The following is a 16,263-nucleotide window of genomic DNA, read 5'->3' as shown; positions in this document are numbered from 1 at the left end:
TGCCATATTTCCACCGGAGACCGCCATGCCACGTTTTGCCGCCAACCTCTCCATGCTGTTCACCGAACAGGATTTCCTCGCCCGCTTCAAGGCTGCTGCCGATGCCGGGTTCACGGGCGTGGAATACCTGTTCCCGTATGACTTCAGCTCTGCCGAGATCAAGGCACAACTCGACACCCATGGCCTCACGCAGGTGCTGTTCAACCTGCCTGCCGGCGACTGGGCCAAGGGTGAGCGTGGCATCGCCTGCCACCCGGACCGCGTCGCGGAATTCCGTGGTGGGGTCGAGCTGGCCATCGCCTATGCGCAGGTACTGGGCAATACCCAGATCAACTGCCTGGCCGGGATTCGCCCGCCGGGTTTCGATGAGGCCTTCCTGGAGGAGACCCTGGTCGAGAACCTCAGGTACGCCGCCGACAAGCTCCAGGCCGCCGGCATCAGAATGGTGATGGAAGCGATCAACACCCGTGACATTCCCGGTTTCTACCTGAACACCACAGCCCAGGCCCTGTCGATTCGCGAGCAGGTCGGCAGGGCCAACCTGTTCCTGCAATACGACATCTACCACATGCAAATCATGGAGGGCGATCTGGCCCGGACCCTGAGCGATCACCTGGGCGAAATCAATCATGTCCAACTCGCCGACAACCCGGGCCGCCACGAGCCGGGCACCGGCGAAATCAACTACCGCTTCCTGTTCGAGCACCTGGACCGCATTGGCTATCCGGGCTGGATCGGCTGCGAATACAAGCCGCTGACCACTACCGAGGCCGGGCTGAGCTGGTTGAAAAGCCACAACGCGATCTGAACACATCCCCTCCTTTGACACATGCGACAAGAGGATCTTCTCATGGCTAAAATCGGTTTCATCGGCACCGGCATCATGGGCCACCCCATGGCTGCGAACCTGCAGAAGGCAGGCCACAGCCTGTTCCTCTCCGAGCACCACGCCAACGCCCCGGCCGACCTGGTCGACGCCGGTGCCGTGGCCCTGGGCAGCCCGAGGGAAGTCGCCCAGGAAGCCGAGTTCATCATCGTCATGGTGCCCGACACGCCGCAGGTGGAAGATGTGCTGTTTCGCGCCGACGGGATTGCCGCCGGCGTCGGCCCGGGCAAGATCGTCATCGACATGAGTTCGATCTCACCGACCGCCACCAAGGCCTTCGCCGCGAAGATCAGCGAAAAAGGCGCGCAGTACCTCGATGCGCCGGTGTCCGGTGGCGAAGTCGGGGCCAAGGCCGCGACGCTGAGTATCATGGTCGGCGGCGACAGCCAGGCCTTCGCCCGCGCCTTGCCGCTGTTCCAGAGCATGGGCAGGAACATCACCCTGGTCGGTGCCAATGGCGATGGCCAGACCGCCAAGGTGGCGAACCAGATCATCGTCGCCCTGAATATCCAGGCAGTGGCCGAAGCGCTGCTGTTTGCGGCGAAGAACGGCGCCGACCCGGCCAAGGTCCGCGAAGCACTGATGGGCGGTTTTGCCTCGTCGAAAATCCTCGAGGTTCACGGCGAGCGCATGATCAAGGGCACTTTCGACCCGGGCTTTCGCATCAACCTGCACCAGAAGGACCTCAACCTGGCGCTGGCCGGTGCCCGTGAACTGGGCATCAACCTGCCCAATACCGCCAACACCCAACAGGTGTTCAGCACCTGCGCGGCCATCGGTGGCGGCAACTGGGACCATTCGGCGCTGATCCGGGGGCTGGAACATATGGCCAACTTCTCGATTCGCGATCAGTGATACCGCTTTCCCGGCAGGCGCCCTGCGAGAGCAGGCCCCTGCCCCCCAGGCACGACTGAAATCTCATGCGCTCGCCCCAGCTTGCGGATTGCTCGCCCTTGCCCCACGCTGACGCCATCCATCACTTGGGCAACACCTCATGAACAGCAACAACGACTGGCGCCAACGGCTCTATGTCATGGTTTTTCAAACCGACACCGCCGCCGGCCGGCGTTTCGACAAGATCCTCCTGCTGATCATCCTCGCCAGCCTGATAACGGTGGTCCTGGACAGCATCGAAAGCATCCACCAGAACTTCGCTGGCCTGCTGGCCGGGATCGAATGGGGCTTCACCCTGATCTTCGCGGTCGAGTACCTGGTACGCCTCTACTGCTCGCCACGCCCGTTGCGTTATGCCTTCAGCTTTTACGGGCTGGTGGACCTGCTGGCGATCGTCCCCGGGATCCTCGCGCTGTACTACAGCGATGCCCAGTACCTGCTGATCATCCGCATCATCCGCATGTTGCGGATCTTCCGCGTGCTCAAGCTCGCGCCCTATCTCAAGCAGGCCCACTACCTGCTCGATGCCCTGCGGGGCAGCAAACAGAAGATCCTGGTGTTCCTGTTTGGCGTCTGCACCCTGGTGACCGTGTTCGGCACCCTGATGTATGTGATCGAAGGGCCCGAACATGGCTTTACCAGCATTCCCAAGGGGATCTACTGGGCGATCGTCACCCTGACCACGGTCGGCTATGGCGATATCGTGCCCAAGACCGTGCTGGGGCAGATCATTTCATCGCTGGTGATGATCACCGGCTACTCGATCATCGCCGTGCCCACCGGGATCTTCACCGCCGAACTGGCCACCGCCATGCGCGGTGAACAGCTCAGGCACCCGTGCCCGGTGTGCCAGAAAAACAACCATGAGTCCGAGGCCTCTTTTTGCTCGCGTTGTGGCAATGCGCTTTTCAAAAAACAGGAATAAGCAAAGTACTTTTTAATCTTTTAGCGACTATGCCCGCACCGTTATAGTTGCTGGCAAATTGCCCTCTCTCTAACTCGAACAAGGAATGCGCAGTGAAAAAACTCTTTGGCGCCTCGCTCCTGGCCGCTGGCCTGGCCTTTGCCGGTATCGCCCAGGCCGCCCCGACCCTGCTGAACGTTTCCTATGACGTCATGCGTGACTTCTACAAGGACTACAACAGCGCCTTCCAGAAGCACTGGCAGGCCGAGCACAACGAAAACGTCACCCTCCAGATGTCCTTCGGCGGTTCCAGCAAACAGGCCCGCGCGGTTATCGACGGTCTGCCGGCGGACGTGATCACCATGAACATGGCGACCGACATCAATGCCCTGGCGGACAACGGCAAGCTGGTGCCGGACAACTGGGTCACCCGACTGCCGAACAACAGCGCGCCATTCACCTCGGCCACCGTGTTCATCGTGCGCAAGGGCAACCCCAAGGCGCTGAAGGACTGGCCGGATCTGCTCAAGGAAGGCGTGCAGGTGGTCGTGCCGAACCCCAAGACCTCGGGTAACGGTCGCTACACCTACCTGTCGGCGTGGGGCTATGTGCTGAAGAACGGCGGCGACGAGAACAAGGCCAAGGACTTTGTCGGCAAGCTGTTCAAGCAGGTGCCAGTCCTGGATACCGGTGGCCGCGCCGCGACCACCACGTTCATGACCAACCAGATCGGCGACGTGCTGGTGACCTTCGAGAACGAAGCGGAAATGATTGCCCGCGAGTTCGGTCGCGACCAGTTCGAAGTGATCTACCCAAGCGTTTCCGCCGAGGCCGAGCCGCCGGTGAGCGTGGTCGACAAGGTGGTCGACAAGAAAGGCAGCCGTGCAGTAGCCGAGGAATACCTGAAGTACCTGTGGTCGCCTGAAGGCCAGGAAATCGCTGCGGCGAACTACCTGCGTCCGCGTGATCCGAAGGTGCTGGCCAAGTTCACCGACCGTTTCCCGAAAGTCGACTTCCTCTCGGTCGAGAAGACCTTCGGCGACTGGCGCACCGTGCAGAAGACCCACTTCAATGACGGTGGCGTGTTCGACCAGATCTACGGCAAGTAAACAGAAATCTCCTCGGTGGGAGACGCCCGTCTACCACCGATCGTTCCCAAGCTCCGCATGCCTCTCTGGAGGCTCAGCGTCCGCACTTGTGACGCAGAGCGTCATGGGCTGCGTTCCCAAGCAGAGCGTGGGAACGATCAAGAATCAGATCCTCAGCCCTGTAGGAACCTGACTCGCCCGCGAAGGCGTACTCACTGACGCCCTCCGGCGGTGAATGGCCGCCTTTGGCGGTTCGCCGGCAAGCCGCGCTCCTACTGGAACTGCTTGCCCAACCCTGGGGGCACGCCGTGGATGTCGGTTTCTTCCCACGGCCCGTTGGGGCTGATCGAGCGACTCCAGCCGTTGTCCCAGCGATAGTAGGTACGTTGGCGGTAGAAGGTGTTCGGCTGGCTATCGAGCACATACACACCCATCTGTCCGTCCCAGTGGCTGCTACCGCCTGGCGGTGGGGCGAAGGTCGCCGAGGTACTCGGGCGAGGCTTGGCCGGCGGGATCGGCTTGCCCGGTGTAGTCGGCGTGCTCGGGGGATAGGGTTGGGTCGCTGGACCGGACGGTGGGATCGTCGGGCCCGTCGGTGTCGACGGGCGATGGACCGTACAGGCGCTCAACCCCAGGACCAGCGTTAACAGGGTGAGGCGAGCGATGGCGGTCATGGCGAGTTCTCTATTTGTCCGGGCTGTCGATGGTCAGGTTCTGTTGCACGGCGGTACTGCTGGCCAGGGGTTGGCTGCGCCCGATCCACTCACCCGCCATCGGCTGGCCGGCGCGGGAGATCCGTGCAACCAGTTGGACTTCAGGAAAGTTCGACAGTTTCAACTGCGGCATCATTGCATCGGCATCCCCCAGCTCGACCGTGGCCGGCAGGTCAGCCACCGTCAGGCGCTTGGCCGCCAGCGGAGCCGGCGGCCCCTGGGTGGCGCGGGCGAAGATGAACACGCTGTCGCCCGGCTGGACCTTGGCCTTGAGATCTGCCGCCAGATCGACCCGCACCTTGAGCACCGCACCCTTCTCGACAGGAGCCTTCTCGACAGGCGCTTTAGCAACCTTGCCACCACCTTCCAGCAACTTCTCGCTGGCGCGATCGATACCGCCCTGCAACGCGATACGCGACTGATCGTCTTCCGGCAGTTGCGCCAACAGACGTTGCCAGTAATCGATCGCCTCCTGGTAACGCTGAGCTTCGAACGCGGCGATCCCCAGCAGACCCAGGCTGGTGACTTCCTTGGGATCGGCCTTGAGTGCCTCGTCGGTCAGCGCCTGGACCTGCGGCGACCACTGCTTGCCGTCAGCGAAGTAGCGCGCCTGCGCCCATTGCCCGAGCAACTCGGGCTGACGCCCGGCGAGCTTGACGGTGCGCTCGAAAATCTTCGCCGCATCCGCTGGCCGGTCCTGGGCCATGTAGGCACGACCGAGAAAGTACAGGCCTTCGGCCGAGTCAGGCTGGGCTGCGACCGCCCGCTCCAGACGCAGGGTCATGTCCTCCATCGACTGCGGTGCCTGGGCGAACTCGCGGGTCAGCTCGACCTTGTCACTGGCGCCGAAATGCAGGTAGAGCCCCAAACCGAGTACCGGCACCAGCAACGCCGCCAGCAACGGCAAGGGCTTGCCCAAGCGTGAGACCGGTGTCGGCGCCACACCCTCGGTATCGGCCAGCAATTCGCGCGCCGCTTCGGCACGGGCGCTCTCCATCTGCTGCGCGGTCAGCACCCCCTCATCATGCTGAGCCTGCAGCACCGCCACACGCTCCTGGTACAGCGCCACGTTCAGCGCGGTTCGATCCTCCTCCTGCTGAACGCGGCGATCACCCAGGATCGGGATCAGCAGGAAACTCAGGGCAATCAGTAACAACAGACCGGTAGCAAGCCAGAAATCAATCATTCGTGGTTTTTATCCAGCAGGTGGTCGAGGCGCTCGCGCTCCTCGGCGGAAAGCACGTCCGGGGTTTCGCTACGCTGGGCGCGGCGACGGCGGACGATCACGGCGATGACGACCAGGCCGCCCAGCAGCAATCCGGCCGGGCCGAACCAGAGCAGTGCGGTCTTGCCGGTCAGGGCCGGCTTGTAGCGGACGAAATCACCATAGCGGTCGACCATGAAGCCGATGATCTGCTGATTGTCCTTGCCTTCGCCAAGCATGCGAAAAATCTCCCGGCGCAGGTCGGCGGCAATCGGCGCGTTGGAGTCGGCGATGTCCTGGTTCTGGCACTTGGGGCAGCGCAGTTCCTTGGTCAATTCGCGAAAACGCTCGCGCTCGGCATCGTTGGCAAACTCGTAGGTGTCGATGGCGGCATGGGCCACGCCGGCCAGGCTCAGCCCCAGAGCGACGGCAGCCAACCAGCGCTTCATGGCCGGGCCTCGTCGACCAGTGCCTGGTAGACCGGCGCCAGTTGCTCACGCCAGACCACTTCGTCGATCACGCCGACGTGCTTGTAGCGAATTACACCCTTGGCATCGATGAAAAAGGTTTCTGGCGCGCCGTACACCCCCAGATCCAGGCCCAGGGTGCCCTGCTCGTCGCGGATATCGAGCTGGTACGGATTGTGGAAATCCTTCAGCCACTTCAGCGCCTCGGCATTGTCATCCTTGTAGTTCACGCCATAGATCCGTACGCCCTGCTGCGCCAGCTTGTTCAGCACCGGGTGCTCGACCCGGCAGGAAATGCACCAGGTGCCCCAGACATTGACCAGCGCCGGCTGGCCGTGCAGGTCGAGCTGGGTCAGGGTTTTCTCGCCCTGCACATCCGGCAGGGAGAACGCCGGGAACGGTTTGCCGATCATCGCCGACGGCAACTCGGCCGGGTCCAGGTACAACCCGCGATAGAGAAACACCGCCACCAGCAGGAACACCGCCAGCGGCATTACCATCATCCAACGCTTCATGCCGTTGCTCCACTCATGCCCAGGGCTTCCTTGACGCGGCTCTTGACCTTGCCCCGGTAACGCCGGTCCAGCGCTGCCAGCGCACCACCCAGGGCGGTCAGCAGGCCGCCGAACCAGATCCAGCGCACGAATGGCTTGACGTGCACGCGCACCGCCCAGGCGCCATCGCCCAGCGGTTCGCCGAGGGCAACATACAGGTCACGGGTGAACCCGGCATCGATCCCTGCCTCGGTCATCATCGATTGCTGCACCGTGTAGAGGCGTTTTTCCGGATGCAGCACGGCCACTTCGCGGCCCTTGTCGATGACCCGGATGGTGCCCCGATCCGAAGTGAAATTCGGTCCTTCGAAGTGCTTGGCGCCTTCGAAGACGAATTGATAACCGGCCAGTTCCATCGACTCGCCAGGTGCCAGGCGCAGGTCGCGCTCGGCGCTTTCCTGGCTCGACAACACCACGCCCAGGGCGCAGACCGCGATACCCAGGTGCGCCAGGTGCATGCCCCAGTAGCTGCGGGTCAGGCTCGGCAATCCCTTGAGCAGGCCCTTGTGACGGGTCTTGTCGAGGATGTCGCGCACGCCCGCCAGCACCACCCAGGCCGCCAGCAGGAACGTCGCCAGCACCGCACAGTTGAAATCGCCATAGACCAGCCCGGCCACCACCGCAAGGGCCACGCTGCCCAGCAGTACCGGCGCGAGCATGCCCACCAGCCATTTCACCGGCGTGTCTTTCCAGCGCACCAGCACACCGACCGCCATCACCAACATCAGCACCGCCATCAGCGGGATGAACAGTGCGTTGAAGTACGGCGGGCCAACCGACAGCTTGGCCCCGCTCAATGCATCGAGCACCAGCGGATACAGGGTGCCCAGCAGGATCATCGAAGCGGCCACCACCAGCACCAGGTTGTTGCCCAGCAGCAGGGTCTCGCGGGACCACAGGTTGAAGCCGACCTGGCTCTTCACCACCGGCGCGCGCAGGGCGAACAGGGTCAGCGAACCACCGACCACGAACAGCAGGAAGATCAGGATGAACACACCACGGGCCGGGTCGGAAGCGAACGCATGCACCGAGGTCAGTACACCCGAACGCACCAGGAACGTCCCCAGCAGACTGAGGGAGAACGCGGCGATGGCCAGCAACACCGTCCAGCTCTTGAATACGCCGCGCTTTTCCGTGACCGCCAGGGAATGGATCAGCGCCGTGCCCACCAGCCAGGGCATGAACGAGGCGTTTTCCACCGGATCCCAGAACCACCAGCCGCCCCAACCGAGTTCGTAGTAGGCCCACCACGACCCCAGGGTAATACCCAGGCCGAGGAAGGCCCAGGCAACAATGGTCCACGGCCGCGACCAGCGCGCCCAGGCGGCGTCGAGGCGACCGCCGAGCAATGCGGCGATGGCGAAGGCGAAGGCCACGGAGAAACCGACATAACCCATGTACAGCATCGGCGGATGGACGATCAGGCCGATGTCCTGCAACAACGGGTTGAGATCGCGACCGTCGGCCGGAATCTGCGGCAGGATGCGCGAGAACGGGTTGGAGGTGAGGATCAGGAACATCAGGAAGCCAGCACTGATCATGCCCATCACTGCCAGCACCCGCGCCAGCATCACCTGCGGCAACTGACGCGAGAACACCGACACAGCAAAGGTCCAGCCGCCGAGGATCATGGCCCAGAGCAGCAGCGAACCTTCGTGGGCACCCCACACGGCACTGAACTTGTAGTACCAGGGCAAGGCGCTATTGGAGTTGTTGGCGACATAGGTGACGGAAAAGTCGTCGGTCATGAACGCGTAGGTCAACACGCCAAAAGCGAAGGCGAGAAAGGTGAACTGCCCCCAGGCGGCAGGCCGCGCCAGACTCATCCACAGGCGATCGCCACGCCAGGCGCCGAGCAGTGGGACGCTGGCCTGCACGAGGGCAAAGCACAGCGCCAGGATCATGGCCAGGTGGCCAAGCTCGGGAATCATGATCAACCCTCCTTCGCGGGCGTCGGTGCGGACTGGCCGCTGTCCTTGAGTGCCTTGGTCACTTCCGGCGGCATGTACTTTTCATCGTGTTTGGCCAGTACCTCGTCGGCCACCACCACGCCCTCGGCATTCAGCTTGCCCAGGGCGACGATGCCCTGCCCTTCGCGAAACAGGTCGGGAAGAATGCCGCGGTAGCTGATGGTCACGGACTTGTTGAAATCGGTGACCACGAATTTCACGTCAAGTGAGTCGCCGGAGCGCACCAGCGAACCTTTCTCGACCATACCGCCCGCACGAATGCGCGTGTCCAGCGGTGCTTCGCCATTGGCGATCTGGGTCGGCGTGTAGAACAGGTTGATGTTCTCCTGCAACGCGCTCAGGGCCAGGCCGACGGCGGCGCCGACCCCGACCAGGATCGCCAGGATGATGATCAGACGCTTCTTGCGCAGCGGGTTCACTTGCTATTCTCCCGGCGCAGACGACGCGCCTCCTGTTGCAGGTAACGCCGGCGGGCCAGCAGCGGCGACGCGACGTTGATGAGCAGTACCGCCAGGCAGATGCCATAGGCCGACCAGACATACAGGCCATGATGGCCCATGGCGAGAAAATCGCCGAATGAAGCAAAACTCATCGCGCCGCCTCCAGTTCCTTCAGAACTTCGGCCTTGACCCAACTGGCCCGGGCCTCGCGCTTGAGCACTTCAAGGCGCATGCGCAAGAGCACTACGGCACCGAAGAAACAGTAGAAACCGAGCACGCTCAGCAGCAGCGGCAACCACATTTCCACCGGCATCGCCGGTTTCTCGGTCAGGGTGAAGGTCGCGCCCTGGTGCAGGGTGTTCCACCACTCCACCGAGTACTTGATGATCGGAATGTTGATCACCCCGACAATCGCCAGCACCGCGCAGGCCTTGGCCGCACTGTCGCGATTGGTGATGGCGTTGCCCAGGGCGATCAGCCCGAAATAGAGGAACAGCAGGATCAGCATCGACGTCAGGCGCGCGTCCCAGACCCACCACGCGCCCCAGGTCGGCTTGCCCCAGATGGCTCCGGTGACCAGGGCCACGGCGGTCATCCAGGCACCGACAGGCGCCGCACACTGCAACGCGACATCGGCCAGCTTCATCTTCCAGACCAGCCCGACCACACCGCAGACAGCCAGCATCACGTAACAGGATTGCGCCAGCATGGCGGCTGGCACGTGGATATAGATGATCCGAAAGCTATTGCCCTGCTGGTAGTCCGGCGGTGCAAAGGCCAGCCCCCAGACCATCGCGCTGCCGATCAGCAGTACGGCGGCGACACTCAGCCAGGGCAGCAGTCGCCCACTGATGCCATAAAACCATTTGGGCGAGCCCAACTTGTGAAACCAGGTCCAGTTCATCACGGTACATCCAAGGGTCTTTGCTGACCGGAAACCGGCCAGACCTCATTATTCGCCGACGCTGATCTTCAGGCCGGCCGCTATTGCAAAAGGTGCCAGGGTCACCGCCAGGGCGGCCAGGCTGCCGAGCCAAAGCAGATAGCCCGTGGCCGGCATGCCCTGCAGCGCGGCCTGCAAGGCCCCGCTGCCAAGAATCAGTACCGGGATATACAGGGGCAGGATCAGCAATGCCAGCAACAGGCCGCCTCGCTTGAGCCCCACCGTCAACGCCGCGCCCACCGCACCGAGCAGGCTCAGCACCGGTGTCCCCAACAGCAGCGATAACAGCAGTACCGGCAGACAGGCGCTCGGCAAACCGAGCATCAATGCCAGCAACGGCGCCAGCAACACCAGCGCCAGGCCGGAAAACACCCAGTGTGCCAGCACCTTGGCCAGAACCAGAAGGGCCAGGGGGTGCGACGAAAGGACCCACTGCTCCAGGGAACCATCCTCGAAATCACTGCGGAAAAGCCCGTCCAGCGAGAGCAGGACGGACAAAAGCGCAGCGACCCAGACCAGTCCCGGAGACAAGGTTTGCAACATATTTGTCTCGGGACCGACCGCCAGCGGGAACAGTGCGATGACAATCGCAAAGAACACCAGCGGGTTGGCCAGTTCGGCCGGACGCCGGAACAGCAACCGCGCCTCGCGGGCGAACAGCAGACCGAAGACACTCATACCGCCCACCGTCCGAGATCGAGGTCGCGGTAGCCGACAGGCACGCGCGTCAGGCTGTGGTGGGTGGTCAGCACGATCATCCCGCCGCGCTCGCAATGACCGGCCAGATGCTCTTCCAACTGCGCCACACCTTGCTTGTCGAGAGCGGTGAAGGGTTCATCGAGGATCCACAGCGGTGGGCTGTCCAGATACAACCGGGCCAGGGCCACACGACGTTGCTGGCCGGCGGACAGCGTGTGACACGGCACGTCCTCGAAACCGCACAGGCCGACCGCCGCCAGCGCCTGCCAGATCGCCTCGCGTTCGGCTGGCCGGTGCAACGCGCAGAGCCAGCGCAGGTTTTCCTCGGCACTGAGCAGATCCTTGATTCCGGCGGCATGGCCGATCCACAGTAGCGTGCGCGCCAACTCGCTACGGTGGCTGTTCAGCGGTTCGCCATTGAGGCGGATCTCGCCGCTGGTGGGCTGCATCAGGCCGGCCAGCAGGCGCAACAGGCTGGTCTTGCCGCTGCCGTTGGGACCACTGATCTGCAACATGTCGCCGGGACTCAAACGCAGTTCAAGATTTTCGAAAAGCATTCGCCAATCACGCTCGCAGGCGAGCGCTACGGCTTCTAGAAGAGGGCTGGTCAAATGATTGAAGCCTTGTTTGCGGTTCTCAAGTCGGCCATGGCGCGGCCGTTAACGTAAGGCAGAATAAATGCTTTTGCGGCTTGTGCCAGAGAGCTGCGTCAATTTATGCGATAGTTTGAGCACGCTTTTGGGTACGGCGCGGCATTATACATGTATCGCCCTACTCCAAAGAGGGCTATTTCCACAGGTTGCGACCCGATGACAGGCGAACTGAACATACCTCCTCTGGCCCAATTGATACCGGCGGCCAGCCGGCCTGCGGTGCTCGCCGGCGAGTTGCTGAAGCTGACGCTGCCGCAGGAAGGGCTGATCGCTGCGGGGCAAAGCGCCAAGGTCGATGTGCTGTCGCTGAAACAGACCGACCAGACTTTCCAACTGCTGCTCAAGCTGACCACCGACAACGGTCGCCAGACTACTGTCCAGGCCACCAGCACCCAGCCACTGCCCCAGGGCGCCCAATTGACGGTTACCCAACCGTCGGCCGGCAACCTGGCGATCACCGTGCAGCAGGCGCTCAGCGCCAGCGCCGCCGCCCTGACCCGCCTGGACACCACGCAACTGCCCGTCGGCACGCTATTGCAGGGCAAGGTCCTGACCAGCCAGGCATTGCCGCAGGTGCCGGGGCAACCGCAGGTCTATCGGTCACTGGTCAGTCTGCTCAACACGTCCCTGAGCGGCACTACCCTGACCCTCGACAGCCCACAGCCACTGCGCATCGGCAGCCTGCTCAGCGCCCTGGTAGACAGCGCGCAGAGCCTGAGTTTCGTGCCACTGGGAGGCCGCCAGGACCAGTTGGCGGTGACCCAGCAACTGCTGGCCCAACAAGGTCGCCAGGGCTCACTGGACAGCCTGGTCAACAGCCTGCTGAACCTGCCGAAAACCGCCGACCTGCCGGCCGAACTGCGTAGCGCCATCGCCACCTTGCTTGACGACCTGCCCGACATCGGCCAACTGAGCAACCCCAAGACCCTGGCCCAGGCCCTGCAAAACAGCGGTCTGTTCCTCGAAGCCAGGTTGCTGCTGGGCCAGAACCCGGCCATGGTCCCCGACCTCAAGGGCAATCTGCTGCGCCTGATCGCCCAACTCACGCCGCAATTGCCGGACACCGCCGTCAGCAACCCGGGAGCCTCGGCCGCCGTACTCGCCCAGGTCATGCCGGGTTTTATCCGCAGTGCCCTGGGGGCTCTCGGCCAGGTCGGCGGCAAGTCCCAGCCGATCAGCTTTCCATTGCCCTCGCGCCTGCTGCAGAGCCTGGCCGGTGAAGGTGATCTGGAAAACCTGCTGCGCCTCGCCGCCGCCGCCGTATCGCGTTTGCAAAGCCATCAGTTGTCGAGCCTGGAACAGACCGGCCGCACGCCCGACGGCGCCCTGCAGACCACCTGGCAACTGGAAATCCCCATGCGCAACCTGCAGGACATCGTGCCCTTGCAGGTCAGGATCCAGCGGGAGGACAGCGAAGAAAGGGCATCGGGCGAAAAGACCGAACAACGCGAGCAGAAAGCCCAGTTGTGGCGGGTGGAGCTGGCCTTCGACCTCGCCCCGTTGGGCCCGCTGCACGTCCAGGCACAGTTGCTGAGCGGCAGCCTATCCGGCCACCTCTGGGCCGAACGTGAGCAAACCGCCAGCCTGATCGAAAGCCAACTGGACGCCCTGCGCGAGCGTCTGCTCGAAGCGGGCCTCAGTATCAGCGAACTCGATTGTCATCAAGGCACACCGCCGCAAGGCAAGCAAACCCGACTGGAACAACGCTGGGTCGACGAAACCGCATGAGAAACCCGAACACCCCACGTCAGGCCATCGCCCTCAAGTACGACGGCCAGCAGGCCCCTACCCTGACCGCCAAGGGCGATGAAGAATTGGCCGAAGCCATCCTCAAGCTGGCCCGCGACTACGAAGTGCCGATCTACGAGAACGCCGAACTGGTGAAACTGCTGGCGCGCCTGGAACTGGGCGACAGTATTCCCGAAGAGTTGTACCGGACCATTGCCGTGATCATCGCCTTCGCCTGGAACCTCAAGGGCAAGATGCCCCAGGGGTTCGAGCCGTTGCCAGGGCCGGTGGAAAAGGACGTGACCGACCGGGGCGACGATTACTGAACGCGCAAGGCAGGCGTTTCAGCCTGCCTGAAACGTGACACCTGCCAACGCCGTGAATCAGCTGCGATGCAGCTTGCTCATCAATTCAGCCTCGGCCTGAGTCAGTCCGCAGGCTTGCGTCAGTTCGTCGATGCTGGCTCCCATGCCGACCAGTCGGGCGGCCTGAGCGAAGGACAGGGTCGAAGGATCGCGCTGCTCCAGTTGGGCCAGCTTGTCCGGCAGGGGCGCGACCACGGCCCGCAACTCGTGCAGATCCTCGCCCATGCGGACCGTGCCGTTCTGGAAGTTGTCGACCCTGCGGGCCAGTTCCTTGATGCGCTGGTCACGCAACGCATCCCCCTCGGCCTGCTGTGCGGCAATTTTCTGCTGGTTGCGCACATGGACCACGAACACTCCCAGCGTCCCGATCCACAACAGGACCAGGAGGATGACTACAACCTCAAGAATCAATCAGATGCTCTCCAGCTCGGACCATTCTTCTTCAGTCATCATTTTGTCCAGCTCGACCAGGATCAACAGTTCGCCGTTCTTGTTGCAGACGTCCTGGATGAACTTGGCCGACTCTTCGTTGCCGACGTTCGGCGCGGTCTCGACTTCCGACTGACGCAGATAAACCACTTCCGCCACGCTGTCGACCATGATCCCGACCACTTGCTTGTCGGCTTCGATGATGACGATACGGGTATTGTCGTTGACTTCGGTCGGCATCAAGCCAAAACGCTGACGGGTGTCGATCACGGTGACGACGTTGCCGCGCAGGTTGATGATCCCCAGCACATAGCTCGGCGCGCCGGGTACCGGAGCGATTTCGGTGTAACGCAGGACTTCCTGGACCCGCATCACATTGATGCCGTAGGACTCATTGTCCAGTTTGAACGTCACCCACTGCAGGATTGGATCATCGGAACCCTGTGAAGACGCTGACTTATTCATACTCCTGCCCCTCGATTACCGTTGATACGGTGTGTGTGCTCTCTGACGCCCTGGCGTACAAACCCGCCGTGACGCTGTTGTTTATGTCGGCTTGTTCAATTGCATTTGCTTGACGGCACCGCTGGCGATCAACTCGGCCAGCTCGGAGACGTCGAGCAATGCACACATGTGTTCGATGACCGTGCCGGCCAACCACGGTCGCTGCCCACGCTGGGTGCGCCATTTGATCTCGTTGGGGTCCAGGCGTAACGAGCGGCTGACCTGGTGTACCGCCAACCCCCACTCATACCCCTGAACCGAAATAACGTATTGCAGCCCCTGCCGGAAGTCGTCGCGATAGCGATCAGGCATCACCCAGCGCGCGGTATCCAGCACCTTCAGGTTGCCGGCCTGGCTCGGCAAGATGCCAAGGAACCACTCCGGCTGCCCGAACAGCGGCGTCAACTCCTGTCCGGCCAGGGCATAAATCGACCCCAGGCAAACCAGCGGCACCGCCAGGGTCAACCCGGCGACGTCGAACAACAGACACTCGAACGGCTCCGCCGCCCAATGCGGGCGCCCATCGCCCTCGACCGGCGGCACCGGCGGACTGCCGACGGGTGGCAGATGCACCTCGACCACCGGCTCCACCAGCACTGCAGCGACCGGCTCGGCCACAGGCACCTCGACCCGGGCCACAGGCACTTCGGCCTTGACCACCGGCGCCGGCGCAACCGCCAGCGCCTGAGCGGCCAAGGCATCGCGGGCCTGCTCTTCCAGAACCGCAGCCTGGAAGTCGTCCAGTTCGCCAACCGCCTCTGGCTCGGGCTCGACCGGTAACGGCACTGCAATCGCCGGTTCTACCGCGAGCTCCACCGGCAAGTCTTCCGTCGCCTCCTGAAGCAATGCATCCAGATAGGACTGCAGTGCCAGTTGCGGACGAGTGGGGATGTCGACGGGACGGATCATCTGAATGCCCATGAAAATGTCCCGCTACAGTGTTCTGTAGGAGTTATCGGCTGAAACAGCGGGTGACTTGAATGCAACACGTCAGGCCACCTGCGGTACGAGCTGCTGGGCCAGCAAATGCTTGAGCAAGGCGCGGTAGGCCAGCACGCCACGGCTCTTGCCGTCGAACTGCGAAGGCGTGACGCCCGCCCGGCTGGCATCGCGCAAGCGCGTATCAACCGGGATATAACCTTGCCAGATGGCCTCGGGGAACTTGTCGCGCAGCACCCGCAAGGTACCCATGGACGCCTGGGTGCGTCGGTCGAACAGGGTCGGCACGATGGTGAAAGGCAAAGCCTGGCGGCGCGAACGGTTGATCATCGCCAAGGTATTGACCATGCGCTCCAACCCCTTCACCGCCAGGTGTTCGGTCTGCACCGGCACTACCAGTTGCTGGCTGGCCGCGAGGGCGTTGACCATCAGTACACCGAGCAGTGGCGGGCTGTCGATCACCGCGTAGTCGAACTCCTGCCACAATTGCGCCAGGCTCTTGGCGATCACCAGCCCCAGACCACTCTGGCCCGGCGAGAGACGCTCGAGGGTCGCCAGCGCGGTGCTCGAAGGCAGCAGCGAAATACGTTCGTCACTGGTCGACAGCAGCAACTGGCCCGGCAAGCCGTCAGGCACCTGGCCCTTGTGCTGGAACAGATCGAAATTGCTGTGCTCCAGGGTGTCGGGATCGTAACCGAAGTAGCTGGTCATCGAACCATGCGGATCGAGATCGACAACGACCACACGCTTGCCCGCCTCAGCCAGTAGACCGGCTAAAGCGATGGAGGAAGTGGTCTTACCGACGCCACCTTTTTGATTGGCTACTGCCCAGACTCTCATTCAGTGTGTTCCTCCCGGCAAGGCATCAGGCCCACCGAGAAAT

20 protein-coding genes are annotated in these 16,263 nt (G+C 62.9%); 6 read left to right on the top strand and 14 right to left on the bottom strand.

Annotated features, from left to right (window positions below; genetic code table 11):
• The first annotated feature begins 25 nt into the window (after nucleotides 1–25).
• The 4 genes from hyi (at nucleotide 26) to BLU37_RS16135 (ending at nucleotide 3,793) form a co-directional block, all read left to right on the top strand.
• The gene (gene hyi / locus BLU37_RS16150) at nucleotides 26–808 is read left to right on the top strand and encodes a hydroxypyruvate isomerase (RefSeq protein WP_090206506.1); all 783 of its coding nucleotides are present in this window, start codon (nucleotides 26–28) and stop codon (nucleotides 806–808) included.
• Nucleotides 809–850: 42 nt separating this feature from the next.
• Nucleotides 851–1,741 (top strand): 2-hydroxy-3-oxopropionate reductase, encoded by an 891-nt coding sequence (locus tag BLU37_RS16145; RefSeq protein ID WP_090206503.1) that lies wholly within the window; start codon nucleotides 851–853, stop codon nucleotides 1,739–1,741.
• Between the two features lie 139 nt (nucleotides 1,742–1,880).
• Nucleotides 1,881–2,705, top strand: coding sequence for an ion transporter (locus BLU37_RS16140; RefSeq protein ID WP_010449854.1), 825 nt, complete (start codon nucleotides 1,881–1,883; stop codon nucleotides 2,703–2,705).
• 92 nt (nucleotides 2,706–2,797) lie between these two features.
• On the top strand, nucleotides 2,798–3,793 hold the full coding sequence (locus BLU37_RS16135; RefSeq protein WP_010449856.1) for a sulfate ABC transporter substrate-binding protein: 996 nt from the start codon (nucleotides 2,798–2,800) through the stop codon (nucleotides 3,791–3,793).
• Nucleotides 3,794–4,044: 251 nt separating this feature from the next.
• Here the strand turns inward: BLU37_RS16135 and BLU37_RS16130 are convergent, their stop codons facing one another.
• From BLU37_RS16130 to ccmA, 10 genes are read right to left on the bottom strand one after another with little or no spacing between them, the layout of a single operon-like run.
• Nucleotides 4,045–4,446 carry a hypothetical protein gene (locus BLU37_RS16130; protein ID WP_090206500.1) on the bottom strand — a complete coding sequence of 134 codons (402 nt, stop codon included), beginning with the start codon at nucleotides 4,444–4,446 and terminating at the stop codon, nucleotides 4,045–4,047.
• 10 nt (nucleotides 4,447–4,456) lie between these two features.
• Nucleotides 4,457–5,671, bottom strand: a complete 1,215-nt coding sequence (ccmI, locus tag BLU37_RS16125; RefSeq protein WP_090206495.1) for a c-type cytochrome biogenesis protein CcmI — start codon at nucleotides 5,669–5,671, stop codon at nucleotides 4,457–4,459.
• The gene (locus tag BLU37_RS16120) at nucleotides 5,668–6,138 is read right to left on the bottom strand and encodes a cytochrome c-type biogenesis protein (protein ID WP_090206492.1); all 471 of its coding nucleotides are present in this window, start codon (nucleotides 6,136–6,138) and stop codon (nucleotides 5,668–5,670) included. The genes ccmI and BLU37_RS16120 overlap by 4 nt, the downstream gene beginning before the upstream one ends.
• Nucleotides 6,135–6,671, bottom strand: a complete 537-nt coding sequence (locus BLU37_RS16115) for a DsbE family thiol:disulfide interchange protein (RefSeq protein WP_010449865.1) — start codon at nucleotides 6,669–6,671, stop codon at nucleotides 6,135–6,137. Before BLU37_RS16115 ends, BLU37_RS16120 begins: the two co-directional genes overlap by 4 nt.
• Nucleotides 6,668–8,641: a heme lyase CcmF/NrfE family subunit gene (locus tag BLU37_RS16110; RefSeq protein ID WP_090206488.1), complete on the bottom strand. Its 1,974-nt coding sequence runs from the start codon at nucleotides 8,639–8,641 to the stop codon at nucleotides 6,668–6,670. Before BLU37_RS16110 ends, BLU37_RS16115 begins: the two co-directional genes overlap by 4 nt.
• A gap of 2 nt (nucleotides 8,642–8,643) precedes the next feature.
• Nucleotides 8,644–9,099, bottom strand: coding sequence for a cytochrome c maturation protein CcmE (ccmE, locus tag BLU37_RS16105; RefSeq protein WP_010449868.1), 456 nt, complete (start codon nucleotides 9,097–9,099; stop codon nucleotides 8,644–8,646).
• The gene (gene ccmD / locus BLU37_RS16100) at nucleotides 9,096–9,272 is read right to left on the bottom strand and encodes a heme exporter protein CcmD (protein ID WP_010449870.1); all 177 of its coding nucleotides are present in this window, start codon (nucleotides 9,270–9,272) and stop codon (nucleotides 9,096–9,098) included. The genes ccmE and ccmD overlap by 4 nt, the downstream gene beginning before the upstream one ends.
• Nucleotides 9,269–10,027 carry a heme ABC transporter permease gene (locus tag BLU37_RS16095; RefSeq protein WP_172833027.1) on the bottom strand — a complete coding sequence of 253 codons (759 nt, stop codon included), beginning with the start codon at nucleotides 10,025–10,027 and terminating at the stop codon, nucleotides 9,269–9,271. The genes ccmD and BLU37_RS16095 overlap by 4 nt, the downstream gene beginning before the upstream one ends.
• A 45-nt stretch (nucleotides 10,028–10,072) precedes the next feature.
• Nucleotides 10,073–10,741, bottom strand: coding sequence for a heme exporter protein CcmB (ccmB, locus tag BLU37_RS16090; protein WP_010449874.1), 669 nt, complete (start codon nucleotides 10,739–10,741; stop codon nucleotides 10,073–10,075).
• Entirely contained in the window at nucleotides 10,738–11,319 is a 582-nt protein-coding gene (gene ccmA, locus BLU37_RS16085) for a cytochrome c biogenesis heme-transporting ATPase CcmA (protein ID WP_019361184.1), read from the bottom strand. Before ccmA ends, ccmB begins: the two co-directional genes overlap by 4 nt.
• Nucleotides 11,320–11,571: 252 nt before the next feature.
• Here ccmA and fliK point away from each other — a divergent pair, with 252 nt between their 5' ends.
• Both fliK and BLU37_RS16075 read left to right on the top strand, forming a co-directional pair.
• Nucleotides 11,572–13,143, top strand: coding sequence for a flagellar hook-length control protein FliK (gene fliK / locus BLU37_RS16080; RefSeq protein WP_090206485.1), 1,572 nt, complete (start codon nucleotides 11,572–11,574; stop codon nucleotides 13,141–13,143).
• Nucleotides 13,140–13,469: an EscU/YscU/HrcU family type III secretion system export apparatus switch protein gene (locus BLU37_RS16075; protein ID WP_010449880.1), complete on the top strand. Its 330-nt coding sequence runs from the start codon at nucleotides 13,140–13,142 to the stop codon at nucleotides 13,467–13,469. Before fliK ends, BLU37_RS16075 begins: the two co-directional genes overlap by 4 nt.
• A 57-nt stretch (nucleotides 13,470–13,526) precedes the next feature.
• Here the strand turns inward: BLU37_RS16075 and BLU37_RS16070 are convergent, their stop codons facing one another.
• The 4 genes from BLU37_RS16070 to BLU37_RS16055 form a co-directional block, all read right to left on the bottom strand.
• Nucleotides 13,527–13,919 (bottom strand): DUF2802 domain-containing protein, encoded by a 393-nt coding sequence (locus BLU37_RS16070; RefSeq protein ID WP_090206482.1) that lies wholly within the window; start codon nucleotides 13,917–13,919, stop codon nucleotides 13,527–13,529.
• Nucleotides 13,920–14,402, bottom strand: a complete 483-nt coding sequence (locus BLU37_RS16065; RefSeq protein ID WP_090206479.1) for a chemotaxis protein CheW — start codon at nucleotides 14,400–14,402, stop codon at nucleotides 13,920–13,922.
• Nucleotides 14,403–14,483: 81 nt separating this feature from the next.
• On the bottom strand, nucleotides 14,484–15,350 hold the full coding sequence (locus BLU37_RS16060; protein ID WP_029379523.1) for a CheW domain-containing protein: 867 nt from the start codon (nucleotides 15,348–15,350) through the stop codon (nucleotides 14,484–14,486).
• A gap of 81 nt (nucleotides 15,351–15,431) precedes the next feature.
• Nucleotides 15,432–16,220 (bottom strand): ParA family protein, encoded by a 789-nt coding sequence (locus BLU37_RS16055; protein WP_090206476.1) that lies wholly within the window; start codon nucleotides 16,218–16,220, stop codon nucleotides 15,432–15,434.
• Nucleotides 16,221–16,263: the final 43 nt, after the last annotated feature.

Source organism: Pseudomonas asplenii (genome assembly GCF_900105475.1).
Classification (GTDB): Bacteria; Pseudomonadota; Gammaproteobacteria; order Pseudomonadales; family Pseudomonadaceae; genus Aquipseudomonas; species Aquipseudomonas asplenii.
Note: the sequence above shows the minus strand (reverse complement) of the source record. Positions and strands in the feature narration are given on the sequence as shown.